29 protein-coding genes are annotated in these 17,745 nt (G+C 44.3%); 7 read left to right on the top strand and 22 right to left on the bottom strand.

The window, feature by feature from the left end; translation table 11 throughout:
* Window positions 1-63 precede the first annotated feature (63 nt).
* The 3 genes from HEQ19_04090 to rplO all read right to left on the bottom strand — a co-directional run bounded on the left by HEQ19_04090 (window position 64) and on the right by rplO (window position 2,449).
* Window positions 64-618: an adenylate kinase gene (locus tag HEQ19_04090; GenBank protein WYL98820.1), complete on the bottom strand. Its 555-nt coding sequence runs from the start codon at window positions 616-618 to the stop codon at window positions 64-66.
* Window positions 618-1,931 carry a preprotein translocase subunit SecY gene (gene secY / locus HEQ19_04085; protein WYL98819.1) on the bottom strand — a complete coding sequence of 438 codons (1,314 nt, stop codon included), beginning with the start codon at window positions 1,929-1,931 and terminating at the stop codon, window positions 618-620. Before secY ends, HEQ19_04090 begins: the two co-directional genes overlap by 1 nt.
* A gap of 74 nt (window positions 1,932-2,005) precedes the next feature.
* The gene (gene rplO, locus HEQ19_04080) at window positions 2,006-2,449 is read right to left on the bottom strand and encodes a 50S ribosomal protein L15 (protein ID WYL98818.1); all 444 of its coding nucleotides are present in this window, start codon (window positions 2,447-2,449) and stop codon (window positions 2,006-2,008) included.
* A 15-nt stretch (window positions 2,450-2,464) separates the two neighbouring features.
* Here rplO and HEQ19_30665 point away from each other — a divergent pair, with 15 nt between their 5' ends.
* Complete coding sequence (locus tag HEQ19_30665) at window positions 2,465-2,596, top strand: hypothetical protein (protein WZI67105.1); 132 nt, start codon at window positions 2,465-2,467, stop codon at window positions 2,594-2,596.
* 152 nt (window positions 2,597-2,748) lie between these two features.
* On the opposite strand, the gene rpsE is transcribed toward HEQ19_30665, so the two are convergent.
* The 18 genes from rpsE to HEQ19_03990 all read right to left on the bottom strand — a co-directional run bounded on the left by rpsE (window position 2,749) and on the right by HEQ19_03990 (window position 11,915).
* Window positions 2,749-3,273: a 30S ribosomal protein S5 gene (gene rpsE / locus HEQ19_04075; protein ID WYL98817.1), complete on the bottom strand. Its 525-nt coding sequence runs from the start codon at window positions 3,271-3,273 to the stop codon at window positions 2,749-2,751.
* Between the two features lie 201 nt (window positions 3,274-3,474).
* Window positions 3,475-3,837: a 50S ribosomal protein L18 gene (gene rplR, locus HEQ19_04070; protein WYL98816.1), complete on the bottom strand. Its 363-nt coding sequence runs from the start codon at window positions 3,835-3,837 to the stop codon at window positions 3,475-3,477.
* Between the two features lie 2 nt (window positions 3,838-3,839).
* Window positions 3,840-4,388: a 50S ribosomal protein L6 gene (gene rplF, locus HEQ19_04065; protein WYL98815.1), complete on the bottom strand. Its 549-nt coding sequence runs from the start codon at window positions 4,386-4,388 to the stop codon at window positions 3,840-3,842.
* A 93-nt stretch (window positions 4,389-4,481) separates the two neighbouring features.
* Window positions 4,482-4,883 (bottom strand): 30S ribosomal protein S8, encoded by a 402-nt coding sequence (rpsH, locus tag HEQ19_04060; GenBank protein ID WYL98814.1) that lies wholly within the window; start codon window positions 4,881-4,883, stop codon window positions 4,482-4,484.
* Between the two features lie 20 nt (window positions 4,884-4,903).
* The gene (gene rplE / locus HEQ19_04055) at window positions 4,904-5,452 is read right to left on the bottom strand and encodes a 50S ribosomal protein L5 (protein WYL98813.1); all 549 of its coding nucleotides are present in this window, start codon (window positions 5,450-5,452) and stop codon (window positions 4,904-4,906) included.
* A 112-nt stretch (window positions 5,453-5,564) separates the two neighbouring features.
* On the bottom strand, window positions 5,565-5,915 hold the full coding sequence (gene rplX / locus HEQ19_04050; protein ID WYL98812.1) for a 50S ribosomal protein L24: 351 nt from the start codon (window positions 5,913-5,915) through the stop codon (window positions 5,565-5,567).
* Window positions 5,915-6,283, bottom strand: a complete 369-nt coding sequence (gene rplN / locus HEQ19_04045; protein WYL98811.1) for a 50S ribosomal protein L14 — start codon at window positions 6,281-6,283, stop codon at window positions 5,915-5,917. Before rplN ends, rplX begins: the two co-directional genes overlap by 1 nt.
* 41 nt (window positions 6,284-6,324) lie before the next feature.
* Window positions 6,325-6,576 (bottom strand): 30S ribosomal protein S17, encoded by a 252-nt coding sequence (rpsQ, locus tag HEQ19_04040; GenBank protein WYL98810.1) that lies wholly within the window; start codon window positions 6,574-6,576, stop codon window positions 6,325-6,327.
* A gap of 6 nt (window positions 6,577-6,582) precedes the next feature.
* Window positions 6,583-6,810: a 50S ribosomal protein L29 gene (gene rpmC / locus HEQ19_04035; protein WYL98809.1), complete on the bottom strand. Its 228-nt coding sequence runs from the start codon at window positions 6,808-6,810 to the stop codon at window positions 6,583-6,585.
* 3 nt (window positions 6,811-6,813) lie between these two features.
* A complete protein-coding gene (gene rplP, locus HEQ19_04030) occupies window positions 6,814-7,263 on the bottom strand; it encodes a 50S ribosomal protein L16 (protein ID WYL98808.1) in 450 nt (149 codons plus the stop codon).
* Between the two features lie 115 nt (window positions 7,264-7,378).
* On the bottom strand, window positions 7,379-8,170 hold the full coding sequence (gene rpsC, locus HEQ19_04025; protein WYL98807.1) for a 30S ribosomal protein S3: 792 nt from the start codon (window positions 8,168-8,170) through the stop codon (window positions 7,379-7,381).
* A gap of 51 nt (window positions 8,171-8,221) precedes the next feature.
* Window positions 8,222-8,575, bottom strand: coding sequence for a 50S ribosomal protein L22 (gene rplV, locus HEQ19_04020; GenBank protein WYM03245.1), 354 nt, complete (start codon window positions 8,573-8,575; stop codon window positions 8,222-8,224).
* A gap of 101 nt (window positions 8,576-8,676) precedes the next feature.
* A complete protein-coding gene (gene rpsS, locus HEQ19_04015; GenBank protein ID WYL98806.1) occupies window positions 8,677-8,955 on the bottom strand; it encodes a 30S ribosomal protein S19 in 279 nt (92 codons plus the stop codon).
* A 92-nt stretch (window positions 8,956-9,047) separates the two neighbouring features.
* Entirely contained in the window at window positions 9,048-9,911 is an 864-nt protein-coding gene (rplB, locus tag HEQ19_04010) for a 50S ribosomal protein L2 (protein ID WYL98805.1), read from the bottom strand.
* Window positions 9,912-9,953: 42 nt separating this feature from the next.
* Window positions 9,954-10,268 carry a 50S ribosomal protein L23 gene (locus tag HEQ19_04005; GenBank protein ID WYL98804.1) on the bottom strand — a complete coding sequence of 105 codons (315 nt, stop codon included), beginning with the start codon at window positions 10,266-10,268 and terminating at the stop codon, window positions 9,954-9,956.
* Window positions 10,261-10,899: a 50S ribosomal protein L4 gene (gene rplD, locus HEQ19_04000; protein WYL98803.1), complete on the bottom strand. Its 639-nt coding sequence runs from the start codon at window positions 10,897-10,899 to the stop codon at window positions 10,261-10,263. The genes HEQ19_04005 and rplD overlap by 8 nt, the downstream gene beginning before the upstream one ends.
* A 96-nt stretch (window positions 10,900-10,995) precedes the next feature.
* Complete coding sequence (rplC, locus tag HEQ19_03995) at window positions 10,996-11,631, bottom strand: 50S ribosomal protein L3 (protein WYL98802.1); 636 nt, start codon at window positions 11,629-11,631, stop codon at window positions 10,996-10,998.
* A gap of 89 nt (window positions 11,632-11,720) precedes the next feature.
* A complete protein-coding gene (locus tag HEQ19_03990; protein WYL98801.1) occupies window positions 11,721-11,915 on the bottom strand; it encodes a hypothetical protein in 195 nt (64 codons plus the stop codon).
* A gap of 1,180 nt (window positions 11,916-13,095) precedes the next feature.
* Here HEQ19_03990 and HEQ19_03985 point away from each other — a divergent pair.
* Window positions 13,096-13,569 carry an NAD(P)H-quinone oxidoreductase subunit N gene (locus HEQ19_03985; GenBank protein ID WYL98800.1) on the top strand — a complete coding sequence of 158 codons (474 nt, stop codon included), beginning with the start codon at window positions 13,096-13,098 and terminating at the stop codon, window positions 13,567-13,569.
* 184 nt (window positions 13,570-13,753) lie between these two features.
* Here HEQ19_03985 and HEQ19_03980 read toward each other — a convergent pair whose 3' ends face one another.
* On the bottom strand, window positions 13,754-14,230 hold the full coding sequence (locus HEQ19_03980) for a GNAT family N-acetyltransferase (protein WYL98799.1): 477 nt from the start codon (window positions 14,228-14,230) through the stop codon (window positions 13,754-13,756).
* 249 nt (window positions 14,231-14,479) lie between these two features.
* Here HEQ19_03980 and HEQ19_03975 point away from each other — a divergent pair, with 249 nt between their 5' ends.
* From HEQ19_03975 to HEQ19_03955, 5 genes are all read left to right on the top strand, one after another.
* Window positions 14,480-15,019: a DUF3172 domain-containing protein gene (locus HEQ19_03975; protein ID WYL98798.1), complete on the top strand. Its 540-nt coding sequence runs from the start codon at window positions 14,480-14,482 to the stop codon at window positions 15,017-15,019.
* The gene (locus HEQ19_03970) at window positions 15,019-15,201 is read left to right on the top strand and encodes a hypothetical protein (GenBank protein WYL98797.1); all 183 of its coding nucleotides are present in this window, start codon (window positions 15,019-15,021) and stop codon (window positions 15,199-15,201) included. The genes HEQ19_03975 and HEQ19_03970 overlap by 1 nt, the downstream gene beginning before the upstream one ends.
* A 303-nt stretch (window positions 15,202-15,504) precedes the next feature.
* Entirely contained in the window at window positions 15,505-15,849 is a 345-nt protein-coding gene (locus HEQ19_03965; GenBank protein ID WYM03244.2) for a CU044_2847 family protein, read from the top strand.
* Between the two features lie 3 nt (window positions 15,850-15,852).
* Window positions 15,853-16,719, top strand: a complete 867-nt coding sequence (locus tag HEQ19_03960; GenBank protein ID WYL98796.1) for a trypsin-like peptidase domain-containing protein — start codon at window positions 15,853-15,855, stop codon at window positions 16,717-16,719.
* A gap of 19 nt (window positions 16,720-16,738) precedes the next feature.
* Window positions 16,739-17,743 carry a hypothetical protein gene (locus tag HEQ19_03955; protein ID WYL98795.1) on the top strand — a complete coding sequence of 335 codons (1,005 nt, stop codon included), beginning with the start codon at window positions 16,739-16,741 and terminating at the stop codon, window positions 17,741-17,743.
* Window positions 17,744-17,745: the final 2 nt, after the last annotated feature.

The following is a 17,745-nucleotide window of genomic DNA, read 5'->3' as shown; positions in this document are numbered from 1 at the left end:
ATTGTTCATGCACAACCAATACTCAAAATTCACAACTTTGCTACTCCCGACTCCCAAATCAAGCTACGAGGCGATGACGTTTTTCAGTTCGCTTGTGACATCTTCTGGGGATTGATTACCATTAACCGTAAGCAGGTTTTGGCGGTGGCGATAATAATCAATCAAGGGTGCTGTTTCATCGCGGTAAACTTCTAAACGACGACGAATCACCTCTTCGCTGTCGTCTTTTCGGCCTCTGGCGAGTAACCGTTCTACCACAATCTCATCTGGAGCATCAAGATTAACTACCCTTTCACCACCTTGATTGGTTTTTTGCAATAGTGACTCCAGAAAAGTTGCTTGAGTCACTTTGCGTGGAAAGCCATCGAGAATCCAGCCAGATTGTGCATCTGGTTGACTCAGACGCTCCTGAACCAAGTCTTGCACTAGCTGGTCAGGAACTAACTCACCGCTATCAACATAACTTTGAGCTTTAATTCCCAAAGCAGTTTGGTCAATCATTGCTTGTCTTAATATCTCACCCGTAGAAATATGGGGAATATTCAAGTAAAGAGCCAAGATTTGAGATTGCGTTCCTTTACCAGATCCAGGTGGTCCCAAGAAGATTAATCGGGTCACTATTGTTTCACCATTCCTTCGTAGCGCTGAGAAATAACGTAGGTTTGGACTTGTTTAGCTGTATCAATTGCCACACCAACTAGAATTAACAAAGAGGTAGCACCCAATCCTTTAAAAGTTGGGACTCCCAATGCACTTTCGACAGCGGTGGGGATAATAGCCACAAAGCCCAAAAAGATTGCACCCAAGAAAGTCAATCGATTGATCACGCGCTCGATATACTCACTGGTTGCTTTACCAGGACGAATCCCGGGAATACTCGAACCCATTTTCTTCAAGTTTTGCGCCACATCCACGGGGTTGACAATCAACGAAGAATAGAAGTAGCTGAAGAAAACAATGGAAACCAAGTACACCAAAGCATAAGCCCAAGCCTGAGAGCCACCGGGACTCAGATAAGTGTTAACGATATTCGCCACTTCGGGATTTTTGGTAAAATTGGCGATTAAAAGTGGCAAACTGAGGATGGCTGCTGCAAAAATAATTGGCATCACACCACCAGAATTGAGCCGTAGTGGGAGGTAGCTACGTTGTTCAGCCAAAACGCGGCGACCAACTTGGCGACGAGCTGAAATAATGGGGATACGGCGGATACCTTCTTGGACAAAGACAATCCCGACAATTGTCGCCAGGAAGACCAATACCAGGACAACTACACGACCCACTGTTTCCCGACCGCCAACTTGCACCAAATCGATAGTATCGCCCAAAGATTTTGGGAGGGAAGCGACAATATTGACAAAAATCAACAATGATGCTCCATTACCAATACCACGTTCTGTAATCAGTTCCGATGCCCACATAACGAACATGGAACCAGCAGTCAGAGCGATCGCCGTTTCGGCTACAAATAACGGACCTGGTGTCTTAGCAAATTGCTGTAAGAACAAAGCCGAAAAAGCCACACTTTGAATGACAGCCCAACCAGCAGAGACATAGCGAGTAATTTGGGAAATTTTCCGCCGACCTGCTTCGCCCTCATTTTTTTGTAAATTTTCTAAAGATGGGATGGCCGCCGTGAGCAATTGGATGATAATAGACGCATTAATGAAGGGCAAAATCCCCAAAGCAAAGACTCCCAAAGTCGAAAGTCCCCGCCCGGAAAATATATCCAATAAACCGAATATGGAATTATTGCCTGAGATGGCTTCTGCAAACCTAGGTCTATCAATCCCTGGTACAGGCAAAAAGATGCCCAAGCGAACCAAAATTAAAATACCCACAGTGACAAGCAGCCTACCTCTCAGTCCAGCTGCTTGCGCCATCTGCATAAAAGTTTCTTGAGCCGTTGGGGCTTTGTCTCGACTGATCATAAAGTGCTACCTTTATAGTGAACCAGGCACTGGAAGCAAGTTGGCTGACATTTAAGTGCGCTGTTGTTGCTCCACTATACGACTTCGCAACTACCTCCAGCCGCCTCTATTTTGCTACGAGCTTGACCTGTGAAAGCTGCTGCTTGCACCTTGAGTGGAACACTCAATTCCCCATTACCCAAAATTTTCAATGGACCCTTGCTAGCAGTGAGGATACCTGCTGTTTTTAAGGAATCCAAAGTTACTTCTGTATTAGGAGACAGGGAAGCTAACTTCTCTACATTAATCGTAGTGTAAATCTTCCGATTCACAACCGGAAAGCCTTTCAACTTCGGGAGGCGGCGGTACAATGGCTGTTGACCACCTTCAAACCCAGGACGAGTACCGCTACCAGAACGAGATTTTTGACCGCGCATACCTAGACCTGCGCTTGCACCTTGACCGGCAGAAATACCTCTACCTACACGGCGCCGGCGTTTTTTTGAGCCTTTTTGGGGCTTGGCATCTTCAAGTCTCATAAGTTAATGTGTCCTTTGTCATTTGTCATTTGTCATTTGTCAGTTGTCAGTTGTCGGTTGTCGGTTGTCGGTTGTCGGTTGTCAGTTGTCAGTTGTCGGTTGTCAGTTGTCGGTTGTCAGTTGTCAGTTGTCGGTTGTCATTGGTAACTACTTTTGACCCTTGACTCTTGACCCTTGACTCTTGACCCTTGACTCTTGACCCTTGACCCTTGACTCTTGACCCTTGACTCTTGACCCTTGACTCTTGTCATTTGTCATTACTGAGAACAAAGGACTACTGACTTGGGACAAATGACTAGTTAAATGTACAGATTTTCAATGGGAATGCCTCGGTCTTCAGCGACTTCGCTCAAGGTACGCAAGGTAGATAGGGCGTTGACTGCGGCTCTAGCATTGTTGAGCGGATTGTTGGAGCCGAGTTGCTTGGCTAAAATGTTACGGACTCCGGCTAATTCCAATACAGTCCGCACAGCGCCACCGGCAATTACACCAGTACCTGGTGCAGCTGGTCGCATCATGACCTTAGCACCACCACCGGTACCATCAATGGGGTGGGGGATGGAGTTAGATTTGGTGATGGGGATATCAATGAGATGTTTTTTGCCATCGGCTACGCCTTTTTTGACGGCACCAATTACATCCGAGGCTTTACCTACACCAACTCCAACTTGACCGCGTTCGTTACCGACGACAACGATCGCACGGAAGCTGAGTTTTTTACCTCCCTTGACGACCTTACTCACCCGTCGGATCTGAATCACCCGTTCTTGCCAGGTTGTTTCTTCTTTCTTTGCCCGGTTAGCTTTACGACGACCAGTTGCCATAATTATCTCTCATTTGTCAGTTGTCAGTTGTCCTTTGTCCTTTGTCCTTTGTCCTTTGTCAGTTGTCCTTTGTCAGTTGTCCTTTGTCAGTTGTCCTTTGTCAGTTGTCGTTGAACTAATGACCAATGACTAATGACCAATGACTAATGACTAATGACCAATGACCAATAACTAATGACTAATGACCAATGACTAATGACTTTAGAACTCTAAACCAGCTTCACGTGCTGCATCAGCCAGGGCTTGGATGCGACCGTGATATAAATTGCCACCACGATCAAATACTACTTTGGTGATGCCTTTTTCGAGCGATCGCGCCGCAATTAACTTACCGACTTGTGCTGATGCATCGCGGTTAGCCCCGGAGGCTAAACTAGATTTCAAATCTGGCTCTAAGGTTGAGGCTGAGACGATGGTTTGATGCTGGGTATCATCAATTACCTGAGCATAAATATGCTGATTAGAGCGAAATACAGCTAACCGTGGACGTTCTGGGGAACCGTTTACTTTACCACGCACGCGCCGATGGCGGCGATATTTTGATTCTCTACGAGTAAGTTTCATGTTTATTTCTTACCACTCTTACCAGTCTTACCAGCTTTACGTCTGACCACTTCACCGGCGTAGCGAATACCCTTGCCTTTATAAGGTTCTGGTGGACGAACGGCGCGAATTTTCGCGGCTGTGTTACCTACTACTTCTTTGTCATAGCCACTGACTATAACGTTAGTGTTATTTTCTACGGCAAATTGAATTCCTTCTGGTGGCTCAATTTGTACCTGATGGCTGTAACCCATATTCAAAACTAGGTTACGCCCTTGTAGTTGTGCCCGATAACCAACCCCTTGAATTTCCAACCGACGTTGAAAACCTTGGGACACGCCCTCTACCATGTTGGCTACTAAGGTACGGCTCAAACCGTGCAGTTGTCTAGATGTGCGAGTTTCATCGCGACGGGTTACCTGTAATATCTCTCCTTCTTGGGAGACGATGACATTAGTAGCTAGAACGCGAGAAAGTTCGCCTTTTGGGCCTTTGACTACAATCTTTGTCCCATCAATCGCCACTTGGACTTTGGCGGGAATTGTAATTGGACGTTTACCAATACGAGACATGATTTTTTGTCCTTTGTGATTTGTCCTTTGTGATTTGTCCTTTGTCCTTTGTCATTTACTAAGGACAAATGACTAATGACAAATGACTAATAACTACCAAACATAGCAAAGCACTTCACCACCCAAGTTCTGACGCCGTGCTTCGCGGTCGGTCATGATCCCACTGGATGTAGAAATAATGGCAATGCCGATGCCACCCAGGACTCTGGGTAGTTCTTTTCGATTAGAATAAACACGCAAACCTGGTTTACTGACCCGCTTGAGAGCAGTGATTAAAGGCTGACGATTTTTACCCTTATATTTAAGGGCAATCACCAGATTGCACTGTATCCCTTCTCCTGATTCTTCAACTTCAGCAATAAACCCCTCTTCCCGCAACACTTTAGCAATACTACGGGTGAGTTTTGTCGCAGGCACTAGTGTGGTTTGATGCCTCGCCAAATTGGCATTGCGGATGCGCGTCAGCATATCTGCAATTGTATCGTTAGCCGCCATCGTTCCCTCTTTAGATGAACTTATTGATCGCGAAAGGGCATACCCAATTCTTTAAGTAAGGCGCGGCCCTCTTCGTCGGTTTTCGCTGTGGTGATGATGGAAATATCTAGACCACGGACTTGATCGATGTTGTCGTACTCGATTTCTGGAAAAATGAGCTGTTCTCTGACACCGAGAGTATAGTTTCCGCGACCGTCAAAGCTTTTAGGGCTAACGCCGCGAAAGTCTCGAATTCTGGGTAGTGTTAAGCTCACAAGTCGGTCGAGAAAGGCATACATCCGTTCCCCTCTGAGGGTTACCATGATGCCAACCGGCATACCTTGACGAATTTTAAAGCCAGCGATCGCCTTTTTCGCCCGCGTAACTAATGGTTTTTGACCAGTAATTACAGCGATTTCGTTTAGAGACGCTTCCAGCGACTTAGCATTTTGAGCCGCTTCTCCCAAACCTCGGTTAACAGAGATTTTGACCACCTTCGGTACTTGATGAACGTTGGTGTAATTAAACTGATTTGTCAGTTTGGGGACGATTGTCTCTTGGTATAAATTTTTGAGTCTTGTTGTGGCCATAGTTTTTTGTCCTGATTATCCCTGGGCTTGGTCAGGGAACAAATTTTGTCCTTTGTCTTTTGTCTTTTGTCATTTATATAACTATTCATAACAAATGACTAATGACCAATGACTATTTATCGAGAATTTCGCCAGTTTTTTTGAGCTTCCGCACTTTCTTGCCTTCTGCTGTGAAGGTATAGCATACGCGACTGGCGACGTTTTGCTTGGTGGAATATAGCATGACATTGGAACTATGGATCGGGTATTCTTGGTTGACGATCCGTCCTGATTCCCCTTCTTGTTGGGGTTTCATGTGCTTAGTTTTTATATTGACACCTTTGACAATGACTTTACTTACTTGGGGAAGTGCTTTGATGACTTCACCAACTTTACCTTTGTCTTTGCCAGCAATCACTTGCACTGTGTCGCCAGTTTTGACGTGCATTTTATAAAATACTTTGGGTAGCGGCTGTTTTGCCATTACAGCACCTCCGGCGCGAGGGAAACAATTTTGGTGAAGTTTTTATCGCGCAGTTCCCGTGCTATTGGTCCAAAGACGCGTGTTCCTCTGGGGTTTCCGTCTTTGTTGATGATGACTGCGGCGTTATCGTCAAAGCGAATGGTCATCCCACTGTCTCTACGGATATTGTGGCGTGTACGCACAATTACCGCTTCGACCACATCGGATTTTTTTACTGCCATGTTAGGTGTAGCATCTTTAACGACGGCAATAATGCGATCGCCGATAAATCCATAACGGCTGTTACCTGCGCCTAATACGCGGATGCACATCAGTTTGCGGGCACCGCTATTATCTGCGACATTCAGGTAGGATTGGGGTTGTATCACAATTTATCTCCCTTGGAAAGTTGTTATTTGGTTAACAACTATTAACTTGTAGCTTTGACGTTGAGGATTTCGATAATTTGCCAGCGTTTGGTTTTACTCAGGGGTCTGGTTTCCTGAATCCGAACGCGATCGCCTACTTTCGATTTATTTTCTTCGTCGTGGACTTTATAGCGTTGGGTTTTAACGACAATTTTGCCGTATTTGGGATGAGGAGCGCGGTTTTCGATAGCGACGACCACGGTTTTTTGCATTTTGTCGCTCACTACCAAGCCGACTCGTTCTTTGATTGCCATAATCTCCTACTTTTGTTCTTGGTCTGATTGACTAGTCGCCAGTTTGCGTTCTGTTTCTACGGTCAACAATTGGGCGAGGCGATGTTTTGCGTGTTTAAACTGGTGAGGTTTTTCTAGTTGTCTGGTGGCTTTTTGCAAGCGCAACTGAAATAGTTGTCTTTTAACACCAACAATTTCCTGAGCCAGTTTTTCGTCACTTAATTCTCTAGCTTCTGCAATTTTAGAAAGAGCCATAACCTACTCCTGTTCCTGTTCCTGTTCCTGTTCCTGCTCTTGTGGTTGAGAGCGGACAATAAATTTGGTTTTAATCGGTAGCTTGTACGCAGCCAGGCGCATAGCTTCACGGGCGATTTCTTCACTTACGCCACCGATTTCAAACATAATGCGTCCTGGCTTGACTACCGCTACCCAAAACTCTGGGGAACCTTTACCGGAACCCATCCGAGTTTCAGCGGGACGCATGGTTACAGGTTTATCAGGGAAAATCCGAATCCAGATTTGTCCACCCCGGCGGATATAACGGGTCATGGCTCGACGGGAAGCCTCAATTTGACGGGAGGTAATCCAAGCAGGTTCTTGAGCTTGGAGGGCAAAATCGCCAAAATTCAGTGAGCTACCACGGGAGGCTAGACCCTCCATCCGTCCGCGCTGTTGTTTGCGGAATTTAGTTCTTCTAGGACTTAACATGATTTGTCACTTGTCATTTGTCATTAGTCATTTGTCACTTGTCATTTGTCATTTGTCACTTGTCATCTGCCATTTACTAATGACTAATGACTAATGACTAATGACCAATAACTGTTTATCCTTCATTGGAGCGGTCTTCAAATTGCTGACGACGGCGTTGTTGTTGACGACGACGAGGTTCGCGGTCACGGTCTCCACGGTCACGGTCTCCACGGTCGCGATCGCGTGATGTTGGTGGTGGTGCTATTTCTTCCTGTCCGGGGATGATTTCTCCCTTAAACACCCACACTTTGATCCCCAGAATGCCGTAAACGGTTTTGGCTGTGCAGTAAGAGTAGTCAATGTCAGCCCGTAAGGTGTGTAGAGGTACTCTACCTTCACGTGTCCACTCTGTCCGGGCGATTTCTGCACCGTTGAGCCGTCCACTGACTTGGATTTTAATCCCTTGAATACCCGCACGTTGGGCACGTTGAATAGCTTGGCGCACGACCCGGCGGAAGGAAACGCGGCGTTCCAATTGTTGAGCGATGTACTCAGCAATCAAGTAAGCATCGGCATCAACTCGTTGGACTTCAACTACGTTAATCCGAATTTGGCGATTGCTACCCAACAATTCTTGGAGTCCGGTACGTAATGATTCGATACCTTGTCCACCACGACCTACGACTACCCCTGGTCTAGCTGTGCGTACTTCTAGGTCGATTTGGTCGGCTTTGCGCTCAATCCGCACTTCGGAAATGCCGGCGTTGTTTTGCGCGAGTCTACCGAGTTTTTTTTCTATGTATTGACGGAGTTTGTGGTCTTCTTGGAGAAGCTCTGGATAGCGTGCAGGAACAGCAAACCAACGGGATTGATGCTCTTGCGTAATACCCAGGCGAAAACCAACTGGATGTATCTTCTGTCCCACAAATGCTGCCTCTAAAATTTCTTACTTTACGCAATTTTCCTGTGTCTGTGCCTATTTAGCGGCGGCGCCAACGGCGACGGTGATATGACACGTCGGCTTGCGAATTTGGTAAGCTCGCCCCTGTGCCCTGGGTTGGAACCGTTTTAATACCGGACCTTGATCCGCATATGCCTGAGTAATTATCAAGTCAGCCCTGTCTAATCCAGCGTTATGCTCGGCATTAGCCGCCGCACTTCTGAGAACCTTCAATATTGGTTCGGTAGCTCGATAGGGCAAGAATTGCAAGACAATTAGCGCTTCTCTGTACGACCGCCCCCGAATTTGATCGAGTACGCGACGCACTTTATAGGGAGAAATGCGGATAAAACGAGCTATCGCTTTGACTTCAGTAGTATCAGTTGCCATATTTTTCTCCAATTTTGTCATTCGTCCTTTGTCATTTGTCATTTGTCCAAAGTCCATAACTAATGACCAATGACTAATGACTAATGACTAATTACTAATGACTACCTACCTGATTTTTTGTCACTTTTCCCATGACCCCTGTAGGTGCGGGTGGGAGCAAATTCTCCCAATTTGTGTCCGACCATTTGCTCGTTGACAAAAACTGGAACGTGTTGGCGTCCGTTGTGAACAGCGATAGTATGACCTACCATGAGTGGCAAAATTGTCGAAGCTCTCGACCAAGTTTTAATAACTTGTTTTTCGTTTTTAGCGTTCAGCTTTTCCAGCTTGGTAAGCAAATGATCGGCGACAAAAGGACCTTTTTTTAGTGAACGACCCATAGTTTTTGGATTTTGGATTTAATAATTAGCAGTTAGGAGTGAGTAGTTGGGAGTTAGAAATAACTAATAACTCCTAACTCCTAACTCTTTAATTAAGATTCACGTCCACCGCGACCGCGTTTAGAAGATTTGCGACGACGACGTACAATCAATTTGCTGCTGGCTTTCTTGGGTTTGCGTGTTTTTGCACCCAAAGTAGGTTTACCCCAAGGTGTCACAGGGCCTGGTCTACCGATGGGCGCCCGACCTTCACCACCGCCGTGTGGGTGGTCTACAGGGTTCATCACACTACCTCTGACCTTGGGACGGCGACCTTTCCAGCGATTACGTCCGGCTTTACCTGCACTCAGGTTTCTGGCGTCGGTGTTTCCTACTTGGCCGATGGTGGCGTAGCATTCACGCCGAATCATGCGGACTTCTCCGGAAGGTAACTTGAGTGTGACGTAACTACCTTCTTTTGCCACAACTTGGGCGGTCGCACCAGCAGAACGGACAATTTGACCGCCTTTACCTGGCTTGAGTTCGACGTTGTGAACACTAGTACCCAGGGGAATATTAGACAGAGGTAAGGCGTTACCATCTTCAAAAGGCGAATTTGGTCCTGCAATGACTGTAGCGCCAACTTTCAACCCGTTTGGGTGGAGAATGTAGCGTTTTTCACCATCTTCATAAAACAATAGGGCAATCCGCGCATTGCGATTGGGATCGTATTCAATTGCCGCTACTTTAGCAGGAATATCGCGCTTATCTCTTTTAAAGTCGATAATCCGATAAAGCTGTTTGTGGCCGCCACCCCGACGACGGCTGGTTATCCGCCCTTGATTATTCCGACCTTTGGGACGATGTACGTATTCCGTGAGGGATTTTTCCGGCTCGGTTTTAGTAATTTCCGCAAAGTCAGAGATTGTAACTTGGCGAGTACTGGGGGTATAGGGGCGATAAGAACGAGTACCCATAATTTAGAGTTAGGAGTTAGGAATTGGGAGTTGGGAGTTAAACTAAAGCTCTGGGAATAGGACTTGTCTAACCTTGTCTACGTCCCCTGGGGCGATGGTAACAATGGCTCGCTTATATTGCGGCTTGTAACCAATAAATCTACCAACGCGCTTTTTTTTACGGGGCGGATTGGCGGTATTTATTTTGACAACCTTGACTTGAAATAAGTCTTCGATTGCTGCTTTGATTTGTGTTTTGGTGGCCTTTGGGATGACTTCAAAGGTGTATTTATTCTGCTCCATGAGGATGGTCGCCTTTTCGGTGACAATTGGGCGACGTACTAAGTCAGCGAGGTTACGGGGGTCAAAGTTAGGCACTGTAGACCTCCTGAATTTTTTCTAGGGCTGATGTTGTAATTACAATTTTGTCAGCGTGCAGCAAATCGTAAACATTTAGCTGGTCAGCTGCTATTAGTTTTAAATTTTCTACGTTGCGGGCTGACAAATAAACATTAGAATTATCTGCCAAAGCAGGCAATATTAACAATGTTTTGCTTTGTGGTTCTACTCCCCAACGAGTCATAGCTCCCACTAACTCTTTGGTTTTCGGGCGTGATAGTTGTTCGTTAAATTCTTCTACGACAATCAAATCATCAATCCGACTTACAAAGGCTGTCCGCAGTGCTAATCTTCTCTCTTTGCGGTTTAATTTCAGGTTAAAGTCTCTGGGTTTGGGTCCAAAGATGACACCGCCCCCACGCCACAGTGGTGAACGAATCGACCCAGCCCGGGCGCGACCAGTACCTTTTTGTCGCCAAGGTTTGCGACCACCGCCTCTTACTTCTGAACGAGTTTTGGTGCTGGCGGTTCCTTGACGAGAATTGGTCAATTGTCTGATCAGGGCGCGGTGTACAATATGCGCCGCTGTTTCTTCTTTAGCAACTCGCAATTCAAAGGTCGTCTGTGCGACTTGCTCTCCTTGCCAATTTTTTACTGCACTTTCAACCATTTTTGTCTCTTGTCCTTTGTCATTTGTCTTTTGTCATTTGTCTTTTGCCATTTGTCCTTAGCTAATGACTAATGACTAATGACTAATGACTAATGACTATTTACCAACTATTTTTGCAGGCAAAACGTTCACTAAAGACCCCGGCTTACCTGGAATGGCTCCCTTAATTAGCAATAAATTGCGTTCTAGGTCTACTCGCACTATGGTCAATTTGCGAATTGTGACGCGGGTACCACCTAAACGTCCAGCCATCCGCTTACCGGGATAGACACGTCCTGGTGTTGTACCTGCACCAATGGAACCGGGCGCTCGATGGTTTTTGGAACCATGTGACATGGGTCCTCGGCCAAAGTTGTTGCGCTTTTGGTTACCGGCAAAACCGCGTCCGATACTTGTACCGACTACATCGACAATTTGACCAACAGTAAAAAGATCTGCTTTAATCTCTTGTCCTAAAGCATAATCATTTGGAGTATCAGTGTGGTACTCATTTAAGTGACGTAATGCTGGGGCTGAGGATTTGGCCAAGTGACCCAGCAGTGGTCTGTTTAACGCCTTCGGTTTGACTGCGCCAAATCCAACTTGAATGGCGGCGTAACCGTCGGTCTGTTTCGTTTTAATTTGGGTAACGGTGCATGGTCCAGCTTGAATAACTGTGACAGGAATTGCTACTCCTGCTTCGTCAAATACTTGGGTCATGCCCAGCTTGGTGCCGAGAATACCTACAGACACAGTAACTGGTTCTCCTTAATCTACTTGCTGACCTTTGGTACGTACTCATGAAAACAGGCTTGATTGACCAAGGTTGAGGCTGGACGAGCCTATCTTGGACTGGTGTCACCCACTCCAAATTCTCGGTCACACAATAAGTTTTCTGTTAACTGTTTGGTGAATCCGCTGACTTTCAGTTCTTCACCACAATAGCCACAAGCGCCTTCCCAATGGGAAGGAAATACTTCTGGATGGAACCTCACACTACTACTAAGTTGTGTGATTCCTGTTTTAACGATCTTCACCTGGGGTAATCCAGGACTTACAAGTTCTTCACAGGCGTTTATAGCATCCGGCGCACCGACGGCTGCTTAAATGTGTTGAACACACTTCAATTGTCATTTCACACAAAATTCATTTATGGAAATGTAGAGAAACCAAACTCCTAACTAGAAGTTACGAGTGGCATAGGGCAGAAATCAAGGCAAGGCTTAATAGCTCTGCGCTTCGTGCAGCAATGCTTTCGTCCAAGCTATTGCTAAGGCACTTTCTGGAGGCAGCGCTGTGGGCGACTGCCGTGTTGTAGTTGGACTTAAGCGGCTGCTTTCCGCCCAGTATCCATTAACCGAGGCTGATGTAATGCCATGAACCAACATTACTGCTCAGTTTCTACTTCACCTTAAACTATAAACTATAGCTTCAGGTTTTGCCTGGTTTGCAGGGGCTACATGAGTGATCTTTTTCTGGAGCTTAGGATTGGCTTGATTTTTTGTCAGCCATAAGCGCCTGATTGACATGAAAGCTTTTTTAGTTTACCAGTCTGTGGTCATTCTGGACTAGACTTATCTGCTTTGGAGTCAACTAAACCCGCAAGGAGTTCCACACCGTAATCTTTGATTCGGTGTCGGGAGGAATTGCGGGGTTGTTTTGTCGCTTCCTGTGACCATTTTCTTGCACAGCAAGAAGAGGGAGGAGGACAGCGACAAAACAACCAATCTTTTATACACGAATCATGGAGATAATCCTTTCGTGCAAGTTGTAAGTCCCTTAGCTCACCACTACCAAAATGTCCTTTCTGCAAGCACTACTAATCAGGTAGTTTGTAAATAGTCCAGACTAGGGAAACATCTGGAAGTACGTGTCAGGTAATGGTTTGTGAGCTAGTCATCTCTTAGTTACAAGCTGATTCTTGTAAGCCTACACACAACCATTGGTCAGTGTAGGTAGTTGACGTTATCAGCCGTTGATGGTGATACCGACTCAGAATGAGATTAAAAGGGCAATCTAATTTGCACACATGGTCACAATCTAATAATATAAGTTATCTATTTATTTTTGTCAAGTATTTTTTACAGAGCGGGCAGAACTCCCAAGGACCAATGCCCTGGAATCTAATCTATATAAGTTATAAGTTAGTGGTTGAACTTAATCTATCGTTTGACAGTAAATAATAGATATATATTAAGTAAGATAAGACGGAAATCTATGGCACTAATAACCACTGGCAACACCTTCATTCGCGAATTGGAAAAATTGGGGTCATTAGGTGTATACGTACCCTTGGAAGGGGGGTATGAAGGTCGGTATCGCCGCCGACTACGTGCAGCTGGCTATGTCTCTCTCCACATTACGGCTAGGGGACTAGGGGATGTGGCTGCCTATCTTACTGGTGTACATGGAGTCAGACCGCCTCATTTGGGTAAAAAGAGTACGGGTGGTGCGGCAGTAGGTTCTGTCTACTATGTGCCACCGATTCTCAACTATAACCTAGAACAGCTACCACCAAAATCAAAGGGGCTAGTGTTGTGGATTATTGAGGGACATATTCTTTCTGATGAGGAAATTGAGTACTTAGCGACTTTGCCCAAATTGGAACCGCGTGTGAAAGTAGTAATTGAAAGAGGAGGCGATCGCACTTTCCGTTGGACTCCTCTAGAAAAAACTCTGTTAGCTAGTTAGGAGTCAAGAGTCCCATCTTGAGCCTTGACTCTTGACCCTCCGAATTTTAGATTTGGGATACTTCGACTTCGCTCAGTATCCCAAATCTAAAATTGTTTGCCCCTTGTGGTCGGGGTCAATCCAAAAGACGCTCGTACGTCGCTTTACGCTACGCTATGCCGTAGGCTTTACGCTACGAAGCACGTCAATATTGATTAAATTCCATCAGCATTTCTACAGTGCTGATGCGAAAACCACAGGATGCAAACAACCGCCGCGCCGCTTCGTTAACCGCTGCGGTATCGAGCCGAATTTGTGGAACACCTATTTGTTGACAGCGTTCAACAGTAAGCATTACCATCTGCTTTGCTACTCCTTGTTGGCGATATTCTGGCTCGACCCAGATATCCTGAATAAAAGCAAATTCCTGTAATCGGTAGATTGGTATTTCTCGCTCAACTGTCGCCACGATAAACCCCACAAGTAGCCCTTGATCTTCAGCGACGACAAACACACTACGATCATTATGTACCAATCGCCCCAACCAATTTTCATAACGCTGTTCAAGATGGGGAATAAAGCCATACTTGGCAGAATCCCAAGTTTCATGCAAAGCACAAATCTTGGCAACCATTGGTAAAACTGCCGGTACGTCAGCTAGTGTAGCAGAACGGATTAACATAAATAGCTAGTTCACTTATGCAACAAGTTTAATATTGACCAGAAAGTTGCGGGCAATTCCAGTCAATTCTAGGCATACTTAAAAGGGGAGAGCAGTTTCAACGACTCCCTAGTAGTCTGTCAATTTTGTTTTGAGGGATTTTTGGTAGTGTGAGCGTCTCGCTCACGCGGGCAAGATGCCCGCACTACAGTCCATCATTTTTATCTTGACAGAGTACTAGTATCTGAGACATGAAGGTAATCAAGGGATATGAGACGTACATCAACTGGTAGAACGGCTAATACTTCTAGACCCTCTGGCTTCCAATCTCCGATGTTTAATTTCACCACTATGGCAATTTTAGGGGGGGTGTTAATCTTGGGAATTGGAATTGGCATTGCTTTTAGCTCTACAACTACGTTATCTCCATCAAATGTGGCTTCTCGTGAATTCATTGACACCAAAGCACCAAACCCGGAAATTTGCGTGCAGTATGGAGCCAGCGCTATGGTGATGGATGCGAGACTATTTGTGACTCTTAACCCCTTCAATGTCTATGTTGCTCAACCGAGTATGCGTCCTGGTTGTGTTCTGCGTCAAAATAACTGGGCACTTTTAGAGCAAAAAAAGCTGGTGACATCTGACCAGGTAAGAGAATGTAAAAATCGCCTCAATACCTTTGGCTTTACAGGTAGCTTGGACAGTGAAAAGCCTGATATTAGGTGTATTTACCAAAATGAGGCGGCGCAAAATTTCTTTACATCTCAACCTGGAGCAGTCGCACCGGGAGGGGAGACTGAGAGGTTTTAGTGTTGTTTGTCATTTGTCATTTGTCATTTGTCATTGGTCATTTGTCATTGGTCATTTGTCATTGGTCATTTGTCATTTGTCATTTGTTATTTGTCATTGGTCATTTGTCATTCGTTATTTGTCATTCGTTATTTGTCATTCGTATGTGGAACAATCTGAGTTTTTACTTAGAGCTTGTTTGAAAAGTTGTTGGCGGTATCTTTCCACTTATTGATCCCCCCTAACATCAAATCCGGTTGATTGCATATGGTATATGTAGGGGCACAGCAATGTTCCCTACCCTTTGTGTGACCGTAACTGGATTTGATATAACGCCCCTTAAAAAGGGGGGAAATGGAATCAAAGTCCCCCTTTTTAAGGGGGATTTAGGGGGAGCTAAAAGTATTTGATACATCACTAAGTACTTTTCAAGCATTCTCTTTGGTTGTATAATACCAAACAAGGGTTTTGCCCGGTGCGAAGAGTCTGAATGAGTCAGGACACAAATGATGAAAGAAAAACAATTAGCTCAATTTTCCCTATCGGATGGAACAACATTTCTGGTGGAAGTCGATGAACCAGAAAGGAACGCCATTCAGCGAGTTACTCTCCCATCAGGAAAACAAATCCTCAAGGCGCAGCAGACATTTGAAGAAGCCCTAGATAAAATCAAACCCGTAGCATCTGCAATTATCTCTAAATTGCGCGACCTCAACCAGCCTGCTGATGAAGTGGAGGTTAAATTTGGGCTGAAGTTGACTGCAGATGCTGGAGCAATCTTTGCGTCTGTTGGTGGCGAAGTTAGCTATGAAATTACTTTGAAATGGACTAATAATAGTGAGGGAAAATAGTTAATGAATGCCATTGATTTTCCCAACCATAAAAAATCAATTATTCGGATATTTTCTCAAGAAGAAGTCGTTGGAATTGGCTTTCTGGTAGCAGAAAAATATGCTTTGACTTGCGCTCATGTTGTGGCTCAAGCATTGTCAATTTCTAGCTCAATACCGGACATTCCTGATGGAGAAATTAGGATTGATTTTCCTCTAGCTAATTCAACTGAGAAAATCAAAGCAACGGTTGTTTATTGGTGTCCCACATCTGACTTAGATGCGAATGCAGCAATTGAAGATATTGCTGTTTTAAAGCTTGAACACCTTCCTTCTCAAGCCAAAGAAACTCGTCTGACTTTATCAGAAAATCTTTCCAAGAATCCATTTAAAGTGTTTGGGTGTCCGAGGGGAGTTCCTTTTGGGGTTTGGGCTACTGGGGTTTTGTCAGAGCAAAATGCTAAACAGTGGATGCAACTGGAAGATACTAAGGTGACTGGATACTCGATTGAAGCGGGATTTAGTGGTTCTCCAGTTTGGGATGAACAATTACAGGGAGTAGTTGGGATGGTGGTCGCAGCAGATAGCAAGCGAGAAGTAGCAAAAGTTGCATTTATGATTCCGATGCAAACTTTAGTAAAAGCTTGGCAATATTTGGAGTCAATTGTTATCCGAATTCAGCCAATAGAAAAGCGAGTTAAACCAGTTTTATTACCAGCAAAGAAAAGGTTTCTTGAACAACAGAAACAGCAGCTTGAAGGAAATGTTGAAGCCGTTAGCAAGCAAATGGGTTTTGAGTCGAATTTATCTGATTATCTAAATTTGGAAAGACAAGTAACTGTTTATTTTGAAATGCTCGATGAAATTGAACGAGAAATTTCGGACTTTTAGATAATCATATTAATTGAAAATGACAGACTATATAGAAACTAAAATTCAATTTTTGGAACAGAGAAAGAAAGTACTTGAAAAAAATATTGAAGCATCTGGTGCTCAATACAATTACACCTCAAACCTTGCTGAACGTGAAAATTTAGACAGACAGGCTGAAGAATTATTTAAAGAGCTTGAACAAGTAACAAACGAAATCGAGATATTAAAAAGTAAGATTAATTCATCTGTTAGACCTAATCAACAACATACTATTTCTCAAAATTTATCTAAAATTAACTTTCGTGAAGCAAAAACTCTCGTCAATGATATCTTAGAAAAATGTTTGAATAGTCAAGGAGGAACGGCTTTATTTTTACTACAAAATACCTCTTTGATGCGAGGAGATTTATGCATAGCAGATATTCAATACTCTCTTAGTAGTAAGAGCTATGGTAGGTTTAAGTATTGTCCTATCGACCCCTTATTAAGACCTGATATTTCCGATGAGCGAAGTTTACTAAATGCGATCGCTGATTATTTTAAGCCAGTTGAATCCCATCCTAATGACCAAGAATACATTCAGAATATTATTGATCAAATCAGTGCCAGTGTACAGGGAAACAGCATTGTTTTTTTTGATTTTACCAACTGGGATTCTCTTCTAGAAAATGACGATAAACTTTTATCTTGGTTTATTGAGTATTTTTGGCGTCCCTTAAACATAAAACATCAAGAGATTTCTCAGGATTACTCTTGGGTAAAATTTATTTTGTTTATTTCTCTAAGTTCAATAGCTTCTGAATCTTATAGCCATCTAAACTATTGTTGTAATTACAACGATTTTGATAGTCTAAAAATCCTAAAGTTACCGTTGCAAAACTGGACTGAACGTGATATTAATGATTGGCTGCAAGAAGTATATGGATTACGCAAGGATAAAAGTCAAGAAATAGCTAAAAAAATTTATAGATTATCCAATCCTGGTATTCCCTCTACAGTTTGCTTAAAATTAGAAGAATCTTTACATCGTTACATTAATTAATA

Source organism: Gloeotrichia echinulata CP02 (assembly GCA_038087035.1).
GTDB classification, from domain to species: Bacteria; Cyanobacteriota; Cyanobacteriia; order Cyanobacteriales; family Nostocaceae; genus Gloeotrichia; species Gloeotrichia echinulata.
Note: the sequence above shows the minus strand (reverse complement) of the source record. Positions and strands in the feature narration are given on the sequence as shown.

Bases quoted from the DNA above. Each gene is read 5' to 3' on its own strand.
- rpsS (WYL98806.1), bottom strand. From the start codon at position 8,955: ATGGGTCGTTCACTAAAAAAAGGTCCTTTTGTCGCCGATCATTTGCTT.
- HEQ19_03980 (WYL98799.1), bottom strand. From the start codon at position 14,230: ATGTTAATCCGTTCTGCTACACTAGCTGACGTACCGGCAGTTTTACCA.
- HEQ19_03955 (WYL98795.1), top strand. From the start codon at position 16,739: ATGACAGACTATATAGAAACTAAAATTCAATTTTTGGAACAGAGAAAG.
- rplE (WYL98813.1), bottom strand. From the start codon at position 5,452: ATGGCCACAACAAGACTCAAAAATTTATACCAAGAGACAATCGTCCCC.
- rplV (WYM03245.1), bottom strand. From the start codon at position 8,575: ATGGCAACTGATACTACTGAAGTCAAAGCGATAGCTCGTTTTATCCGC.
- rplO (WYL98818.1), bottom strand. From the start codon at position 2,449: ATGAGACTTGAAGATGCCAAGCCCCAAAAAGGCTCAAAAAAACGCCGG.
- secY (WYL98819.1), bottom strand. From the start codon at position 1,931: ATGATCAGTCGAGACAAAGCCCCAACGGCTCAAGAAACTTTTATGCAG.
- HEQ19_03975 (WYL98798.1), top strand. From the start codon at position 14,480: ATGAGACGTACATCAACTGGTAGAACGGCTAATACTTCTAGACCCTCT.
- HEQ19_03960 (WYL98796.1), top strand. From the start codon at position 15,853: ATGAATGCCATTGATTTTCCCAACCATAAAAAATCAATTATTCGGATA.
- rplP (WYL98808.1), bottom strand. From the start codon at position 7,263: ATGTTAAGTCCTAGAAGAACTAAATTCCGCAAACAACAGCGCGGACGG.
- HEQ19_03985 (WYL98800.1), top strand. From the start codon at position 13,096: ATGGCACTAATAACCACTGGCAACACCTTCATTCGCGAATTGGAAAAA.
- rplB (WYL98805.1), bottom strand. From the start codon at position 9,911: ATGGGTACTCGTTCTTATCGCCCCTATACCCCCAGTACTCGCCAAGTT.
- rpsH (WYL98814.1), bottom strand. From the start codon at position 4,883: ATGGCGGCTAACGATACAATTGCAGATATGCTGACGCGCATCCGCAAT.
- rplX (WYL98812.1), bottom strand. From the start codon at position 5,915: ATGGCAAAACAGCCGCTACCCAAAGTATTTTATAAAATGCACGTCAAA.
- rpmC (WYL98809.1), bottom strand. From the start codon at position 6,810: ATGGCTCTTTCTAAAATTGCAGAAGCTAGAGAATTAAGTGACGAAAAA.
- rplF (WYL98815.1), bottom strand. From the start codon at position 4,388: ATGTCTCGTATTGGTAAACGTCCAATTACAATTCCCGCCAAAGTCCAA.
- HEQ19_03965 (WYM03244.2), top strand. From the start codon at position 15,505: ATGATGAAAGAAAAACAATTAGCTCAATTTTCCCTATCGGATGGAACA.
- rpsQ (WYL98810.1), bottom strand. From the start codon at position 6,576: ATGGCAATCAAAGAACGAGTCGGCTTGGTAGTGAGCGACAAAATGCAA.
- rpsE (WYL98817.1), bottom strand. From the start codon at position 3,273: ATGGCAACTGGTCGTCGTAAAGCTAACCGGGCAAAGAAAGAAGAAACA.
- rplD (WYL98803.1), bottom strand. From the start codon at position 10,899: ATGGTTGAAAGTGCAGTAAAAAATTGGCAAGGAGAGCAAGTCGCACAG.
- rplR (WYL98816.1), bottom strand. From the start codon at position 3,837: ATGAAACTTACTCGTAGAGAATCAAAATATCGCCGCCATCGGCGCGTG.